Genomic DNA, 13,857 nt, shown 5'->3' with positions numbered 1-13,857 from the left:
CTGAGAGAGCCGTACAACGGCTTTCTCACGCTTTTATTGCAAAGTGTGTTGCTCGATGAATTCCAGCGGCTGCAGTCCTTCGCGACTCACCAGACGATTGAACTCAACGCGCGGTAAACGTACTGCCAACAAGCTGCTGCCCTGCTCGTCATACTCTTCGCTCTGCACCGCACCCAATTCGAAAAACTGGGCGCGCAACCGGGCGAAATCCTGAGACAGGTGCAAAGTACCGACAAACAGATCGTCGCCGAGCAATTCGGCAACCGCCTGTTTGAGCAGGTCCAGCCCTCGACCATCACGGGCGGAGACCCAGACACGTTGCGGTTTGCCATCGGCATCGCGCTGTATCTGCGGCTCTACCCCTTCGAGCAGGTCGAGTTTGTTATAGACCTCAAGTATCGGCAAGCCCTCGGCACCGATCTCGCCAAGTACCGCCATGACCTGTTCGATCTGCTCCATGCGATCAGGCTCGTGAGAGTCGATGACGTGGAGCAGCAGATCGGAGTTGCTGGACTCTTCGAGCGTGGCGCGAAAGGCTTCGACCAGTTTGTGCGGCAGGTGGCGAATAAAGCCCACAGTGTCAGCCAGCACGATAGGCCCCAGGTCGTCGAGTTGCAGACGGCGCAGGGTCGGGTCGAGCGTGGCGAAGAGCTGATCCGCAGCGAACACGTCGGAATCAGTCACAGCATTGAACAACGTCGATTTGCCGGCGTTGGTATAGCCCACCAGAGAAACCGAAGGGATGTCGGCGCGCTTGCGCCCGCGACGAGCCTGCTCACGCTGGCTGCGAACCTTTTCAAGACGGCCCTTGATCTGCCGCAGACGAACCCGCAACAGACGCCGGTCAGTTTCCAGCTGGGTTTCACCGGGACCACGCAGGCCAATACCACCGCCCTGGCGTTCAAGGTGAGTCCAGCCGCGAACCAGCCGCGTGCTCATGTGCTCGAGCTGTGCCAGCTCGACCTGCAATTTGCCTTCATGAGTACGCGCGCGCTGCGCGAAGATGTCGAGGATCAACCCCGTGCGATCAAGTACGCGACACTCGAACACGCGTTCGAGGTTACGTTCCTGACTGGGTGTCAGCACGTGATTGAAGATGACGATATCGATTTTTTCGGCTTTGACCTGGTCGCGAAGTTCCTCGACCTTGCCACTGCCAATCAGATATTTGGCCGATGGCCGATGACGCGGCACGTTGACGAACGCGACGGTATCGGCGCCAGCTGATATGGCCAGTTCCCGAAACTCCTGCGGATCTTCACGCGCCTCAGGGTCCTGACCATCCAGGTGAACGAGTATTGCGCGTTCACCACCACTGTGGCGCTCAAAGAACAAAGCAGACTCCTATCAGGCGTTACCTGGCTCAGCGTCGCCCTGCTCACCTTCGGCTGCGCTAGGCAGACGAATCGGGCGAACCGGAACAACGGTAGAGATTGCGTGCTTGTAGACCATTTGGCTGACAGTGTTCTTCAGCAAAATAACAAACTGGTCAAAAGACTCGATCGTGCCTTGCAGCTTGATGCCGTTGACGAGATAGATCGAAACCCCAACCTTCTCTTTACGCAGGGTGTTCAGGTAAGGGTCTTGTAGCGAATGCCCTTTTGACATGTGCCGCACTCCTTTAAGGATCAATAATAATTCGAATTCAGTTGGCTTGAACCGCCACCCCCCAAGGATAGACGGCTATTGCAAGGACTCAGCTCAATATGGAGACCGACCCCAGGTATTTCAAGGCGCGTGGCAAATTGTCGCTGGCCAGACTGTCCAACCAGTGTAAATCGTCCCAGCTGCGTAGCCAGGTAAACTGTCGCTTGGCCAGTTGGCGCGTGGCAATGATCCCACGCTCCTGCATCTCAGCCCATGTCAGCTTTCCATCCAGATGATCCCAGACCTGACGATAACCGACGGCTCTTATTGATGGCAGACCCGCATGCAGGTCACCTCTTGAGCGTAACGCCAGAACTTCGTCCAGGAATCCCTGGTCCAGCATTGTTGAAAATCTTGATGCTATACGGCCATGCAACACCTTGCGATCTGCCGGAGCAATGGCCAGGCTGGCGACAGTATAGGGCAATTGCGGTCTACCAGAAGCCGCAGCATCAGTAGTTTGCGCACTTTGTTGTTCTCTATGTGCCGTCATGCTCAAGCCACTGACCCGGTAAACCTCCAGCGCACGTATCAATCGCTGCGGGTCATTGGGGTGGATTCGCGCCGCAGACACCGGATCCACTGCCGCCAACTGGTCATGCAACGCCTGCCAGCCATGGGCTGCAGCCTGTGCTTCCAGTTCTGCACGAACACCTGAGTCAGCAGCCGGCATGTCTGCCAACCCGTCCAATAGAGCCTTGAAATACAACATAGTGCCGCCAACCAGCAGCGGAATTTTTCCGCGGGCGGTTATTTCTGCCATGGCAGACAGCGCATCGGCACGAAAATCAGCCGCCGAGTAGCTTTCGGCAGGATCGAGAATATCCACCAGACGGTGGGGAAACTCGGCCAACTGCGCCCTGGAAGGCTTGGCAGTACCAATATCCATGCCGCGATAAACCAGTGCAGAATCGACACTGATCAGCTCGCAAGGCAGGACTTTGCAGAGTTCCATGGCCAGATCGGTTTTACCTGAAGCCGTCGGCCCCATCAGAAAGATGGCCGGAGGTAGAGCGCTCATTCAGCGACCGCGCAGGAAGAGTTTGTCCAGATCATCCAGCCCCATTTGGGTCCAGGTAGGTCGGCCATGGTTGCATTGACCGCTGCGCTCGGTGTTTTCCATGTCGCGCAGCAGACCGTTCATTTCCGGGATGGCCAGACGGCGATTGGCCCGGATTGCCCCATGGCACGCCATGGTGCCCAACAATTCGTTCATGTGAGCCTGAACCCGATCACTGGTGCCGTATTCCATCAGATCGGCCAGCACGTCGCTGACCAGACGATTGGCCTCGGCCTGTTTCAACAAGGCCGGAATCTGCCGGATCGCCAGACTTTCAGGACCGAGACGTTGCAACTCGAAGCCCAGACGCTGGAATGTCTCGATGTGCTCTTCAGCGCAATCGGCTTCGCGCTGACTGACTGCAATGGACTCAGGCACCAGCAACGGCTGACCGCTCAGGCCTTCGCTTGCCATCGCAATCTTCAGACGCTCGTACATGATCCGCTCGTGGGCGGCATGCATGTCTACCAGCACCAGACCGTGAGCGTTCTCCGCCAGAATATAAATACCCTTGAGTTGCGCCAAGGCGTAGCCCAGCGGAGGAATGTCGCCCTGAGTCTCCGGCAACGACACGGCAGGCGTACCGGGCAACGGTGCATAAAACTCGCGATAAGCGCTCTGCGCTTCGGCGGCAGGCAACGTCGCTGTAGGGCGCGGCGTGTACTGATATTGATAACCAGCGCCTGCACCTGAACCGGCTGGCGGCGCATAGGGCTGAGCCTGGGGTTGCTCCAGCAGATTGTTGGCCAGGCGCATTTCACCCTGCGGGCCGAACTCACCGGCTTGCGGGCCGGTGGGTCGCTCGATGGCAGTCACTGGCGCAGCGCCTGCCAGTTGATCTTCGGGACGCACATCGCCCAGCGCGCGGTGCAAGGTGCCATAAAGGAAGTCGTGCACCATGCGCCCGTCGCGGAAGCGGACTTCGTGCTTGGTCGGGTGCACGTTAACGTCAACGACGGCGGGATCAACCTCGAAAAACAGCACGAAGGTCGGATGACGGCCATTGAACAGCACGTCGCGATAAGCCTGGCGCACCGCGTGAGCCACGAGCTTGTCGCGCACTGCCCGGCCATTCACAAAGAAATACTGCAAGTCCGCCTGGCTACGGGAAAAGGTCGGCAACCCGACCCAGCCCCACAGATGCAAGCCATTGCGCTCGATCTCGATGGGCAGCGCCTGCTCCAGAAAACCGGGGCCGCAAATGGCAGATACGCGTCTGGCGCGAGCCGTGTCGTCGTTGGCCTCATGCAGACTGAGAATCGTCTTGCCGTTGTGCCGCAAGTGGAACGCCACGTCGAAGCGCGCCAGTGCCATGCGCTTTATCACTTCCTGCAAGTGATCGAATTCGGTTTTTTCCGCCTTGAGAAACTTGCGCCGCGCCGGGGTATTGAAGAACAGGTCGCGGACTTCAACGGATGTCCCCACCGGATGCGCCGCAGGCTGAACCCGGGAAGCCATGTCGCGGCCTTCGGTTTCCACTTGCCAGGCCTGGTCAGCGTCACGTGTTCGGGAGGTCAGGGTCAATCGCGCCACAGAGCTGATCGACGCCAGCGCCTCGCCGCGAAAGCCGAGGCTCATGACCCGTTCAAGGTCTTCCAGCTCGCGGATTTTGCTGGTGGCGTGCCGGGCCAAGGCCAACGGCAAGTCATCGGAAGAAATACCGCTGCCGTCATCACGGACCCGCAGCAGTTTGATGCCTGCCTGTTCAACATCGACATCAATGCGCTTGGCACCTGAGTCCAGACTGTTTTCCAGTAACTCCTTGATGACCGATGCTGGCCGCTCGACCACCTCACCCGCTGCGATCTGGTTGGCCAGCCGTGGGCTGAGCAGTTCGATCCGGGCAGCATTTAGAGCTGCAGCGCCGGCAGAAGCCTGTACTTCAGGCTCGATACTGTCGAGAAGAAGATCGGTCATGGTTGAGCCGCCACCTCGGAGCTAGGGATTTTCAGGTCCTGCCCAATGCGCAGTTCATCCGTTTTCAGGTTATTGGCGCTACGCAGAGCCGCAGCGCTCATGTCGTAGCGAGCCGCCAGCATGGCCAGTGTTTCACCCGAGCGAACCACGTGATTACGCGGCCCCTGGGCGAGCTTGCCGTTATCGCGGAGCCAGGCGATGTAAGTACCTTGCGGTGGATTCTGCTGGAAGAATTGCTTCACGCCAGAGTTGATCGAACGCGCCAATGCCTGTTGGTGCGAAGCAGCGCTGAGCTTGGCCGCTTCGGCATTGTTGGAGATGAAGCCCGTTTCGACCAGAATCGACGGGATATCAGGCGACTTGAGCACCATAAAGCCTGCTTGCTCAACCCGGGATTTGTGCAGCGACGTCACTCGACCAATGTTGGTGAGGACTTTCTGCCCGACATTGAGGCTTGAAGACAGCGAAGCGGTCATGGACAAGTCCAGCAATACGCCCGCCAGCATCCGGTCCTTGTCATCCAGGCTCACGGCGCCAGCACCACCGATCAAGTCGGAACGGTTTTCACTGTCGGCCAGCCAACGCGCCGTTTCAGACGTAGCACCGCGCTCAGACAGGGCAAATACCGAAGCGCCAAACGCCGCGCGTGAAGGTGCAGCATCGGCATGAATCGACACAAACAGGTCCGCGCCTTTGGCTCGGGCGATTTCCGTACGCTTGCGCAGCGGGATGAAGTAGTCGCCGGTTCGGGTCAGCTCGGCGCGGTAGCCTTTTTCAGCATTGATCTGACGTTGCAACTCTTTGGCGATGGCCAGTACCAGATTCTTTTCTTTCTGGCCGCTACTGCCGGAGGCTCCCGGATCCTCACCGCCGTGACCGGCGTCAATCACGATCACAATGTCGCGCTTGCCGTTGGGCACAGGTGTGAGTTTGATATCGGGCTTGGCCGGACTGACCGGCACGGCAGGCGCAGTGTTCGCGGCCGTGTCGGGAATGGTCGGGCTCGGATTGGCATCGCCCGGCTCGTCGAACAGGTCGACAACCAGACGATTCCCGTATTGCTGGTTCGGGGCCAGGGTGAAGCTCTTGGGCGTCACGGCCTTTTTCAGGTCGATGACCACGCGCAAATCCGTCGCGGTGCGCTGGGCAGAACGCATGCTGGTGATAGGCGTGTTGGCCATGGGTACATTCAGCGGACCACCAAGAGTCGCACCGTTGATGTCGATAACCAGTCGATCAGGAGAAGTCAGGGTGAACACGCTGTGCTGGACGGGTCCGGAGAGGTCAAAAACCAGTCGTGTGTTATCCGGTGCGCGCCATAGGCGGACACTTTTTACCTGTGTTGCAGCCAGCGCATCAACAGCCAGGGCTGTCAAAAGCAGACCCACTACAGTAACCAGCGCGCGAATGCGCATACCTAACCCCATTTCTATTTGAATTCCAACGCCAAAGCGGCACACCAGGTTTCGCCACGCGAGCCAATTGGACTCAAAGTCAGTGCTCGACCTTGCGCATGCGGCCTAATGGTAATGGTCAGGTCAGGCTTTGGCAAAAAGCCTGCACCGAGCTGGGGCCACTCGATCAAACAAAGTGCATCGCCCTCCAGGTAATCGCGGATCCCCAGGTACTCCAGCTCCTCGGGGTCAACCAATCGATACAGGTCAAAGTGGAATACACGAACCGCGCCTATTTCATAGGGTTCAACAAGGGTGAAGGTCGGGCTCTTGACCGCACCTTCGTGCCCAAGACCACGGATGATGCCCCGCGAAAGCGTGGTTTTACCTGCCCCCAGATCACCTTCCAGAAAAATCACGCCTACCCCTTTCGTGACCTCGGCAATGCGCTCACCAAAGTGGGTCATGGCCTCTTCACCGACCAAATGCAGCGTTAACTCAGACACGGTTGCTGCTCCTCCAATAACTGACGAATGGCTGGAATCAGATCACTGGCCGCCAGCCCACGGCCCGCTTCGCCCAAGCGCTGCCCGGCGCTGGCATGCAGCCAGACTGCCAGACACGCCGCATCGAACGGCTTCATTTTTTGCGCCATCAATGCGCCGATCAGCCCGGCGAGCACGTCGCCCAAACCAGCGGTCGCCATGGCCGGATGGCCGCGATCACAGAGCATCAACTGACCGTCGACGTCAGCGATCAGGCTACCGCTGCCCTTCAATACACAAACCGCCTGGTACTTATCGGCCAGCGCTCGCGCAGCAGCAGGGCGGTCAGCCTGGATTTGTTTAGTCGTCATCCCCAGCAAGCGCCCAGCTTCGCCGGGATGCGGGGTAATGACGCTGCCCTCGGGAAGCGAGACAAAACCCTGTGCCAACTGGTTAAGAGCATCGGCGTCCCACACCTGTGGACGCTTGGCGTTAGCGGCGGCTGACAGCAAGCTGCGCCCCCAGGAGCCTTGCCCCAGCCCGGGTCCTACCACCAGAACACTGGCGGGCTCAATCAACGCCATCAGTTGGTTGGCCGAACGGATCGCCGCGCTCATCACTTCGGGCATGCGAGCCAGCGCAGCAGGAATGTGTTCAGGACGGGTCGCCAACGTGACCATGCCTGCGCCACTGCGCAAGGCACTTTCAGCGCTCAGCAGACAGGCTCCGCCGAAACCATGATCGCCACCAATGACCAGCACTCGGCCATACAGGCCTTTATGAGCAGTGCGCGGGCGTGAAGCCAGACGCGGCAGATTAAATGTATCAAGACGAGTCGCGCTGCGAATGGCCTTGGCGACAGCGGACGGATCAGCCTGCAAGTCGTCAAACACCAACTCACCGACCAGGTCTGCCGCATCACCGGTCAGGAGGCCGAGCTTCAAGCCTATATAAGTCACCGTCAGATCGGCTCGCACCGCGACGCCAAGGATACGTCCGGTATCGGCGCTTAATCCGGAGGGAATATCCACCGCCACAACTGGCAAGCCACTGGCATTAATCGACTCGATTGCCGCCGCGTAGGGCTGGCGAACGTCACCGTTCAAGCCAGTTCCCAGCAGCGCATCCAGCACGATGCCGCGCAAAGGTTGATCGGCCCACGGTTGAACATCGAGACCCGCAGTGATTGCAGCGCCATAAGCGTCAGCAGCATCGCCAGCCAGTGTCGCGGGATCGGCCACGCTGAACACATGAACATTCCACCCGGCCTTTTGCGCCAGCGTCGCAATCAGATACCCGTCGCCAGCGTTGTTGCCACGCCCGGCCAGTACGCTCAATTCCCGCGCTTCGGGCCAGCGTCGACGCAGCGCGCGCCACGTTGCATGGGCGGCCCGTTGCATCAATTCACTGCCGCACGTTCCCGCAGCAATGAGCTGTGCGTCCAGTTCGCGGACCTGCGCGGCGCTGTACAGTGCGTCGGGTAATTGGGGATTCGTGTCGACCATGCGTTTCTTGGCTCCGATGTCTGGCAGAATTATACGCACCTCCACCCGGTTTCTCCTTGCGCATGCCCGTTATTACTGTTGATTCGCCCAATACTGTTGACCTCGTCTCCCTTGCTCAATCGATCAAGGAGTGGGGCCGCGAGCTGGGTTTTCAGCAAGTCGGGATTGCCGGGCTGGATCTCGCCGAGCACGAGCAACACCTTGAGCGCTGGCTTGAGGCGGGCTATCACGGCGAGATGGACTATATGGCAGCGCATGGCAGCAAACGTTCGCACCCTGAGGAACTGGTGCCGGGCACCTTGCGGGTGGTCTCGTTGCGCATGGATTACCTGCCCGGCGACACCGAGATGACTCAGCGTCTGACCGAGCCGGAAAAAGCCTACGTGTCCCGCTACGCGTTGGGCCGCGACTATCACAAGCTGATCCGCAAACGCGTGCAGCAACTGGCCGAACGCATCCAGCAGGCCATTGGTCCATTCGGCTATCGCGCCTTCGTCGACAGCGCTCCGGTGCTGGAAAAAGCCATTGCCGAACAGGCCGGACTGGGCTGGATCGGCAAGAACACGCTGGTGCTCAATCGCAAGGCGGGGAGTTTCTTTTTCCTCAGCGAGCTGTTTGTTGACCTGCCATTGCCCGAGGATCCACCTCACGCCACCGAACACTGCGGTCGCTGCACCGCGTGTCTGGACATCTGCCCTACCGCTGCATTCGTCGGGCCTTATGTGCTGGATGCGAGGCGCTGCATTTCTTATCTGACCATTGAACTGAAAACCGCCATCCCGGAGGAGTTACGTCCGCTGATTGGCAACCGGGTGTTCGGTTGCGATGACTGCCAGATCGTTTGCCCGTGGAATCGCTTTGCCCGCCCCACCGACCAAAGTGATTTCCAGCCACGCCACAATCTGGATAACGCCGGTTTGGCCGAGCTATTCATGTGGGACGAGGATAAATTCCTCAGCAACACGGAAGGCTCTCCCCTGCGCCGGGCCGGTTACGAACGCTGGCTGCGTAACCTGGCCGTGGGGCTGGGCAATGCGCCATCGACGATCCCTGTGCTGGAGGCGCTAGAGGCAAGACGGGAGTATCCGTCGGAGTTGGTGAGGGAACATGTGGAGTGGGCGTTGCGTCAGCACCAACACCGCTGATCCGGGGCGAACGGTAGGACCGGCTTCAGCCGGGAGAGCAATATTACTGACGACAAATTGCGTCAGATGTACCGGCCTCCTCCCGGCTAAAGCCGGTCCTACGGTTTCCAGCAGCTCAATGCTCATCGCCCTTGTAGACAAACTTCGGCATGTTCCAGTTAAAGCGGATAGCCATTAGCCGCAGCAATAGACCGCCGAACAGGGTGATTAGGATGCTCTGCTCTTCTGGCAATTGCAGGTGCTGACACAGCAGAAAGCACCAGGCCGCGAGGAATGACACGCTGGCATATAGCTCACGACGGAATACCAAGGGGATGTCGTTGCAGAAGATATCCCGCAGGATGCCGCCAAATACGCCGGTGATCACCCCGCAGACAGAGGCCACCAGCAAGCCGGTCCCGACCTCAAGCGCGGTCATCGTGCCGATCAGGGTAAAGGCCACCAGACCCAAGGCGTCGAGCACCAGAAACAGTGAGCGCAGATGACGCATCAACGGCGCAATGAAAATGGTCAGCAGGGCCGCAACGCTGGTCAGGATCAGATATTCGGGGTGTTTGACCCACGTCAGCGGGTAGTGACCGAGCAACACATCGCGCACTGACCCGCCGCCAAGGGCTGTGACGCAGGCGATCAGTACCACGCCAAACCAGTCCATGCCCCGCCGTCCAGCAGACAGCGCGCCAGTCATGGCTTCAGCGGTAATAGCGATCAGATAAAGCATCAACAACATGGCGGCGGTCCCTGCGACGAAGCCGCGCAGTGTAGGGCAAGCACCAAAAGAGGGCAAAGAGCGAAACTACCGATCACAACCAATTTCTGTAGGAGCTGCCGAAGGCTGCGAAACCGTCGCATCTGACACGCCGCAATCGCAGCCTTCGGCAGCTCCTACAGGAATGATGTAAGCATCAGCCTTTAATGAAATGCTCGCGATAGAAGCGCAGCTCGGCGATCGACTCGCGGATGTCGTCCAGCGCCAGGTGGGTGCTGCCCTTCTGGAACTTCAAGTCAGGCGACCAACGGGCAGCCAGCTCTTTAAGCGTAGAAACATCCAGATTGCGGTAGTGAAAGTAGTGCTCCAGGGTCGGCATGTGCCGATAAAGGAAGCGACGATCCTGGCAAATACTGTTGCCACAGATCGGTGAACTGCGTTCCGGCACCCATTGCTTGATGAACTCCAGCGTCTGGGCTTCCGCTTCAGCCATGCTGATGACACTCTCGCGAACCCGCTGGGTCAGGCCCGAACCGCCGTGCTGACGGGTGTTCCACTCGTCCATTCTGGCCAGGGTTTCATCACTCTGGTGCACAGCGATGACCGGGCCTTCAGCCAGGGTGTTGAGTTCGCTGTCAGTGATGATCGTCGCCATTTCGATAATGACGTCGGTGTCCGGGTCCAGGCCGGTCATTTCCAGATCGATCCAGATCAGGTTCTGCTTGTTCTGCATATTGGGCTCCTCAGCGTAGGCACGCAGTTTAGCTCACCCCGCCGTGCTAGACTCCCCCGCGTTTACTTATCAGCTGCTTTATCACTCGGAACACCCATGGCCAAACGCCAACTCAATCGTCGTCAAAACTGGCGCATCGAAAAAATCCAAGGCGAGCGCGCTGCCCGTGCCGCCAAACGCGAATCACAAACCCTGGAAACACTTGAGGGCGGCGATCTTGGCCCCGAGCAGACCGGGTTGGTGATCGCTCACTTCGGCGTACAAGTCGAAGTGGAAGCAAAGGAAGGCGATCAGGCGGGTCAGGTTTTCCGCTGCCACTTGCGCGCCAACCTGCCTGCACTGGTGACCGGCGATCGCGTCGTCTGGCGCGCTGGCAATCAGGGTATCGGCGTTATCGTCGCGCAACTGCCGCGCACCACTGAGCTGTGCCGTCCCGACAGTCGTGGGCAACTCAAGCCGGTTGCCGCCAACGTCGATCTGATTGTCATTGTGTTTGCGCCGATGCCTGAGCCCCATGCCAATCTGATCGACCGTTATCTGGTGGCCGCCGAGCACGCAGGCATTCGTCCGCTGCTGCTGTTGAACAAGTTCGACCTGATCAACGAGCAGAACGCCCCGGCGCTCAACGCATTGCTGGAGGTTTACCGGACGCTGGGTTATCCGGTACTGGAAGTCTCTGCGCACCACGGCGACGGCATGCAACAACTGCAAGCTCAGCTTGACGGGCATATCAGCGTGTTCGTCGGTCAGTCTGGCGTCGGCAAGTCATCCCTGGTCAACAGTCTGCTGCCTGAAGTCGAAACCCGCGTCGGGCCGCTGTCCGAACTGTCCGGGCAAGGCACGCACACCACGACCACCGCCCGCCTGTTCCACTTCCCCCGTGGCGGTGACTTGATCGACTCCCCGGGTATTCGTGAATTCGGTCTGGGTCATGTAAGCCGTGCGGATGTCGAAGCGGGCTTCATCGAGTTCAACGACCTGATCGGCACCTGCCGATTCCGCGATTGCAAACACGACCGTGAACCGGGCTGTGCATTGTTGATTGCTCTGGAAGAAGGCCGCGTGCAACAACAGCGCATGAACAGCTATCGCTCGATCATCGCCAGTTTGCCGGAAAGCAGCTACTAGCTGCGTCTTGTAGGAGCTGCAGCAGGCTGCGAAACGCGTACTGTCTGGAAGAATGCCTTCGCAGCCTTCGGCAGCTCCTACAGATTTGCGGCCGACAAAAAAGCCCGGACTCTCACGAGTCCGGGCTTTTTACTTGCAGCTTTAGGCTTGTAGCTTGATGCTAGAACGCTAGTTCTTCGTCTCATCCAGCTTCAACGTGCCGTCTTCAAACAAGTTCAGCTTTTGCCGAATCTCGTGAGGCTGGGCGTAGGCCTGTGGATCATCCGGCGGCTGGATTCTAGGATTGACTGGCGCAGCCGGTGCAGGCTCAGTGCCCGTGGCTTTGCCCTGGCCGCCCCTGTAAACCTGACTGCCTTCAATACGCTGCATGGCCTTCTTGGTCAGGACCATGATATCGATGCGCCGGTTGACCGGGCTTTGCGGATGCTCGCCGTCATACAGCATCGACGATGCATAGCCGACTACCCGCGCCACCTGGTTTTCCGGGTAGGTGCCGGCAACCAGAGCGCGACGTGCCGAGTTGGCCCGATTAGCCGACAGCTCCCAGTTACCGAACTCGCCGTTACCCACATAAGGCTTGCCATCTGTGTGCCCGCTGATGCTGATTTTGTTGGGCACCGCTTTGATGGTGTCGGCCATGGCCAGCAGAATGTCTTCGAAATAGGGCTTAAGGCGCGCACTGCCCAAGTCGAACATCGGCCGGTTATCAGCGTCTGTAATCTGGATCCGCAAACCATCCTGAGTAATCTCGAAATGGATCTGGTCCTTGAATTTCTGCAGTTCAGGATTCTCTTCGATCTTGTTCTGCAGCTCCTGAAGCAGCAGTTCCAGACGCTCTTGCTCGACCTCTTCCGCCTTGGCCTCCGCGGTCTCGGCTTCGATGGGCACAGTGTCCGGTGTCGGCGTGTTTTTGATTTCCGGGTTCAAGGTCTGATCAGGAGACATTTCCGGCGAGCCGCCCAGGTCAATCACATAGGGCGAACCACTGTCCGAGAACCCGACCGGATCTTTAAAATAACCGGCGATAGCGACTAACTGCTCCGGGGTTGCCGCAGACAGCAGCCACAGCACCAGAAAGAACGCCATCATGGCGGTTGCAAAGTCCGCGAAGGCGATTTTCCATGCACCACCGTGGTGACCGGCTTCATAGCGCTTGACGCGCTTGATGATTATCGGCTGATTATTTTCCATGACTCAGCGACCGCGAACCGCTTGTTCCAGCTCACTGAAGCTGGGCCGGTGCGCCGGATAGAGAACCTTGCGGCCAAACTCGACAGCCAGCGAAGGAGGCATGCCGGAGGCCGATGCCACCAGCGACGCCTTGATCGCCTCATAGACGTTGAGCTCTTCTTTGGCATCGTGGGCAAGGCAGCTCGCCAGAGGACCGAAGAAACCGTAGGCGGCAATGATACCCAGGAAGGTACCCACCAGCGCTGCACCCACGTGGTTACCAATGGCAGCCTTGTCGCCGTCACCCAGGGAAGCCATGGTGATCACGATGCCGAGTACTGCCGCCACAATACCGAAACCGGGCAGGCCGTCGGCGATACCGGTCACGGCGTGGGATGGATGACCCAGCTCTTCCTTGATGCTCTGCAACTCCATGTCAAACAGGCCTTCCAGCTCGTGAGGAGCCATGTTGCCGGATGACATGATGCGCAGGTAATCACAGATGTAAGCGGTCATGCGCTCATCTTTCAGCACGCCGGGATACTTGGCGAAAATCGGGCTCGCCGACGCGTCTTCGATGTCCCCTTCGATCGCCATCATGCCTTCACGACGGCTCTTGTTGAGGATCTCGTACACCAGACCCAGCACTTCAAGATAGAAGGCGTGCGTGAAGCGCGTACCGAACATCTTCAGCGACTTCTTCATGACGTGCATGGTCATGTAGCCTGGGTTGGCCTGCAGAAATGCGCCAAGACAGGCACCACCGATGATCAACACCTCGAAAGGCTGGATCAGCGCGCCAATCTTACCGTGAGAAAGTACGTAGCCTGCGAGAACACTCGCGAAGACGACGATGATGCCGATAATTTTAGCCATAGGTAGAAAGTACTTACTGAGTCGGGTTCAGGGACATGCGCGGAAGTTCATGAAACTCTTGTTCTACTTATCGGCATATGTGGGCCAG

13 protein-coding genes are annotated in these 13,857 nt (G+C 58.7%); 2 read left to right on the top strand and 11 right to left on the bottom strand.

Features of this window, described 5'->3' with window-relative positions:
- Positions 1–33: 33 nt before the first annotated feature.
- The 7 genes from hflX to AO242_RS03920 form a co-directional block, all read right to left on the bottom strand.
- Positions 34–1,335, bottom strand: a complete 1,302-nt coding sequence (gene hflX / locus AO242_RS03950) for a ribosome rescue GTPase HflX (RefSeq protein WP_027900443.1) — start codon at positions 1,333–1,335, stop codon at positions 34–36.
- A gap of 12 nt (positions 1,336–1,347) precedes the next feature.
- Positions 1,348–1,608: an RNA chaperone Hfq gene (gene hfq, locus AO242_RS03945; protein WP_099267769.1), complete on the bottom strand. Its 261-nt coding sequence runs from the start codon at positions 1,606–1,608 to the stop codon at positions 1,348–1,350.
- An 88-nt stretch (positions 1,609–1,696) separates the two neighbouring features.
- Positions 1,697–2,668: a tRNA (adenosine(37)-N6)-dimethylallyltransferase MiaA gene (gene miaA, locus AO242_RS03940; RefSeq protein WP_099267768.1), complete on the bottom strand. Its 972-nt coding sequence runs from the start codon at positions 2,666–2,668 to the stop codon at positions 1,697–1,699.
- A complete protein-coding gene (gene mutL / locus AO242_RS03935) occupies positions 2,669–4,624 on the bottom strand; it encodes a DNA mismatch repair endonuclease MutL (protein ID WP_099267767.1) in 1,956 nt (651 codons plus the stop codon).
- Positions 4,621–6,051: an N-acetylmuramoyl-L-alanine amidase gene (locus AO242_RS03930; protein ID WP_218927826.1), complete on the bottom strand. Its 1,431-nt coding sequence runs from the start codon at positions 6,049–6,051 to the stop codon at positions 4,621–4,623. Before AO242_RS03930 ends, mutL begins: the two co-directional genes overlap by 4 nt.
- Before the next feature lie 2 nt (positions 6,052–6,053).
- On the bottom strand, positions 6,054–6,524 hold the full coding sequence (tsaE, locus tag AO242_RS03925; RefSeq protein ID WP_176560566.1) for a tRNA (adenosine(37)-N6)-threonylcarbamoyltransferase complex ATPase subunit type 1 TsaE: 471 nt from the start codon (positions 6,522–6,524) through the stop codon (positions 6,054–6,056).
- Positions 6,512–8,008 carry an NAD(P)H-hydrate dehydratase gene (locus AO242_RS03920; RefSeq protein ID WP_099267845.1) on the bottom strand — a complete coding sequence of 499 codons (1,497 nt, stop codon included), beginning with the start codon at positions 8,006–8,008 and terminating at the stop codon, positions 6,512–6,514. Before AO242_RS03920 ends, tsaE begins: the two co-directional genes overlap by 13 nt.
- A gap of 62 nt (positions 8,009–8,070) precedes the next feature.
- Between AO242_RS03920 and queG the strand changes: the two genes are divergently transcribed.
- Complete coding sequence (gene queG / locus AO242_RS03915; RefSeq protein ID WP_099267765.1) at positions 8,071–9,153, top strand: tRNA epoxyqueuosine(34) reductase QueG; 1,083 nt, start codon at positions 8,071–8,073, stop codon at positions 9,151–9,153.
- A 115-nt stretch (positions 9,154–9,268) separates the two neighbouring features.
- Here the strand turns inward: queG and AO242_RS03910 are convergent, their stop codons facing one another.
- Both AO242_RS03910 and orn read right to left on the bottom strand, forming a co-directional pair.
- Positions 9,269–9,883 (bottom strand): trimeric intracellular cation channel family protein, encoded by a 615-nt coding sequence (locus AO242_RS03910; RefSeq protein ID WP_099267764.1) that lies wholly within the window; start codon positions 9,881–9,883, stop codon positions 9,269–9,271.
- Between the two features lie 175 nt (positions 9,884–10,058).
- Positions 10,059–10,595, bottom strand: a complete 537-nt coding sequence (orn, locus tag AO242_RS03905) for an oligoribonuclease (protein WP_027898822.1) — start codon at positions 10,593–10,595, stop codon at positions 10,059–10,061.
- A gap of 96 nt (positions 10,596–10,691) precedes the next feature.
- On the opposite strand from orn, the gene rsgA reads away from it, so the two are divergent.
- Positions 10,692–11,723 carry a small ribosomal subunit biogenesis GTPase RsgA gene (rsgA, locus tag AO242_RS03900; protein WP_027898821.1) on the top strand — a complete coding sequence of 344 codons (1,032 nt, stop codon included), beginning with the start codon at positions 10,692–10,694 and terminating at the stop codon, positions 11,721–11,723.
- A 168-nt stretch (positions 11,724–11,891) separates the two neighbouring features.
- Here the strand turns inward: rsgA and motB are convergent, their stop codons facing one another.
- Both motB and motA read right to left on the bottom strand, forming a co-directional pair.
- Entirely contained in the window at positions 11,892–12,914 is a 1,023-nt protein-coding gene (motB, locus tag AO242_RS03895; protein ID WP_099267763.1) for a flagellar motor protein MotB, read from the bottom strand.
- 3 nt (positions 12,915–12,917) lie between these two features.
- Positions 12,918–13,769 (bottom strand): flagellar motor stator protein MotA, encoded by an 852-nt coding sequence (gene motA / locus AO242_RS03890; RefSeq protein WP_027898819.1) that lies wholly within the window; start codon positions 13,767–13,769, stop codon positions 12,918–12,920.
- Between the last annotated feature and the right edge of the window lie 88 nt (positions 13,770–13,857).

It is taken from the genome of Pseudomonas sp. ICMP 561, from assembly GCF_002699985.1.
GTDB classification, from domain to species: Bacteria; Pseudomonadota; Gammaproteobacteria; order Pseudomonadales; family Pseudomonadaceae; genus Aquipseudomonas; species Aquipseudomonas quasicaspiana.
The sequence above is the reverse complement of the archived record's forward strand: the minus strand, read 5'-3'. Positions and strand labels throughout refer to the sequence as shown.

Excerpts from the sequence above, each read along its gene's own strand:
- rsgA (WP_027898821.1), top strand. The coding sequence starts at position 10,692 with ATGGCCAAACGCCAACTCAATCGTCGTCAAAACTGGCGCATCGAAAAA.
- miaA (WP_099267768.1), bottom strand. The coding sequence starts at position 2,668 with ATGAGCGCTCTACCTCCGGCCATCTTTCTGATGGGGCCGACGGCTTCA.
- orn (WP_027898822.1), bottom strand. The coding sequence starts at position 10,595 with ATGCAGAACAAGCAGAACCTGATCTGGATCGATCTGGAAATGACCGGC.
- AO242_RS03910 (WP_099267764.1), bottom strand. The coding sequence starts at position 9,883 with ATGTTGTTGATGCTTTATCTGATCGCTATTACCGCTGAAGCCATGACT.
- mutL (WP_099267767.1), bottom strand. The coding sequence starts at position 4,624 with ATGACCGATCTTCTTCTCGACAGTATCGAGCCTGAAGTACAGGCTTCT.
- motB (WP_099267763.1), bottom strand. The coding sequence starts at position 12,914 with ATGGAAAATAATCAGCCGATAATCATCAAGCGCGTCAAGCGCTATGAA.
- motA (WP_027898819.1), bottom strand. The coding sequence starts at position 13,769 with ATGGCTAAAATTATCGGCATCATCGTCGTCTTCGCGAGTGTTCTCGCA.
- AO242_RS03930 (WP_218927826.1), bottom strand. The coding sequence starts at position 6,051 with ATGGGGTTAGGTATGCGCATTCGCGCGCTGGTTACTGTAGTGGGTCTG.
- AO242_RS03920 (WP_099267845.1), bottom strand. The coding sequence starts at position 8,008 with ATGGTCGACACGAATCCCCAATTACCCGACGCACTGTACAGCGCCGCG.
- queG (WP_099267765.1), top strand. The coding sequence starts at position 8,071 with ATGCCCGTTATTACTGTTGATTCGCCCAATACTGTTGACCTCGTCTCC.
- hfq (WP_099267769.1), bottom strand. The coding sequence starts at position 1,608 with ATGTCAAAAGGGCATTCGCTACAAGACCCTTACCTGAACACCCTGCGT.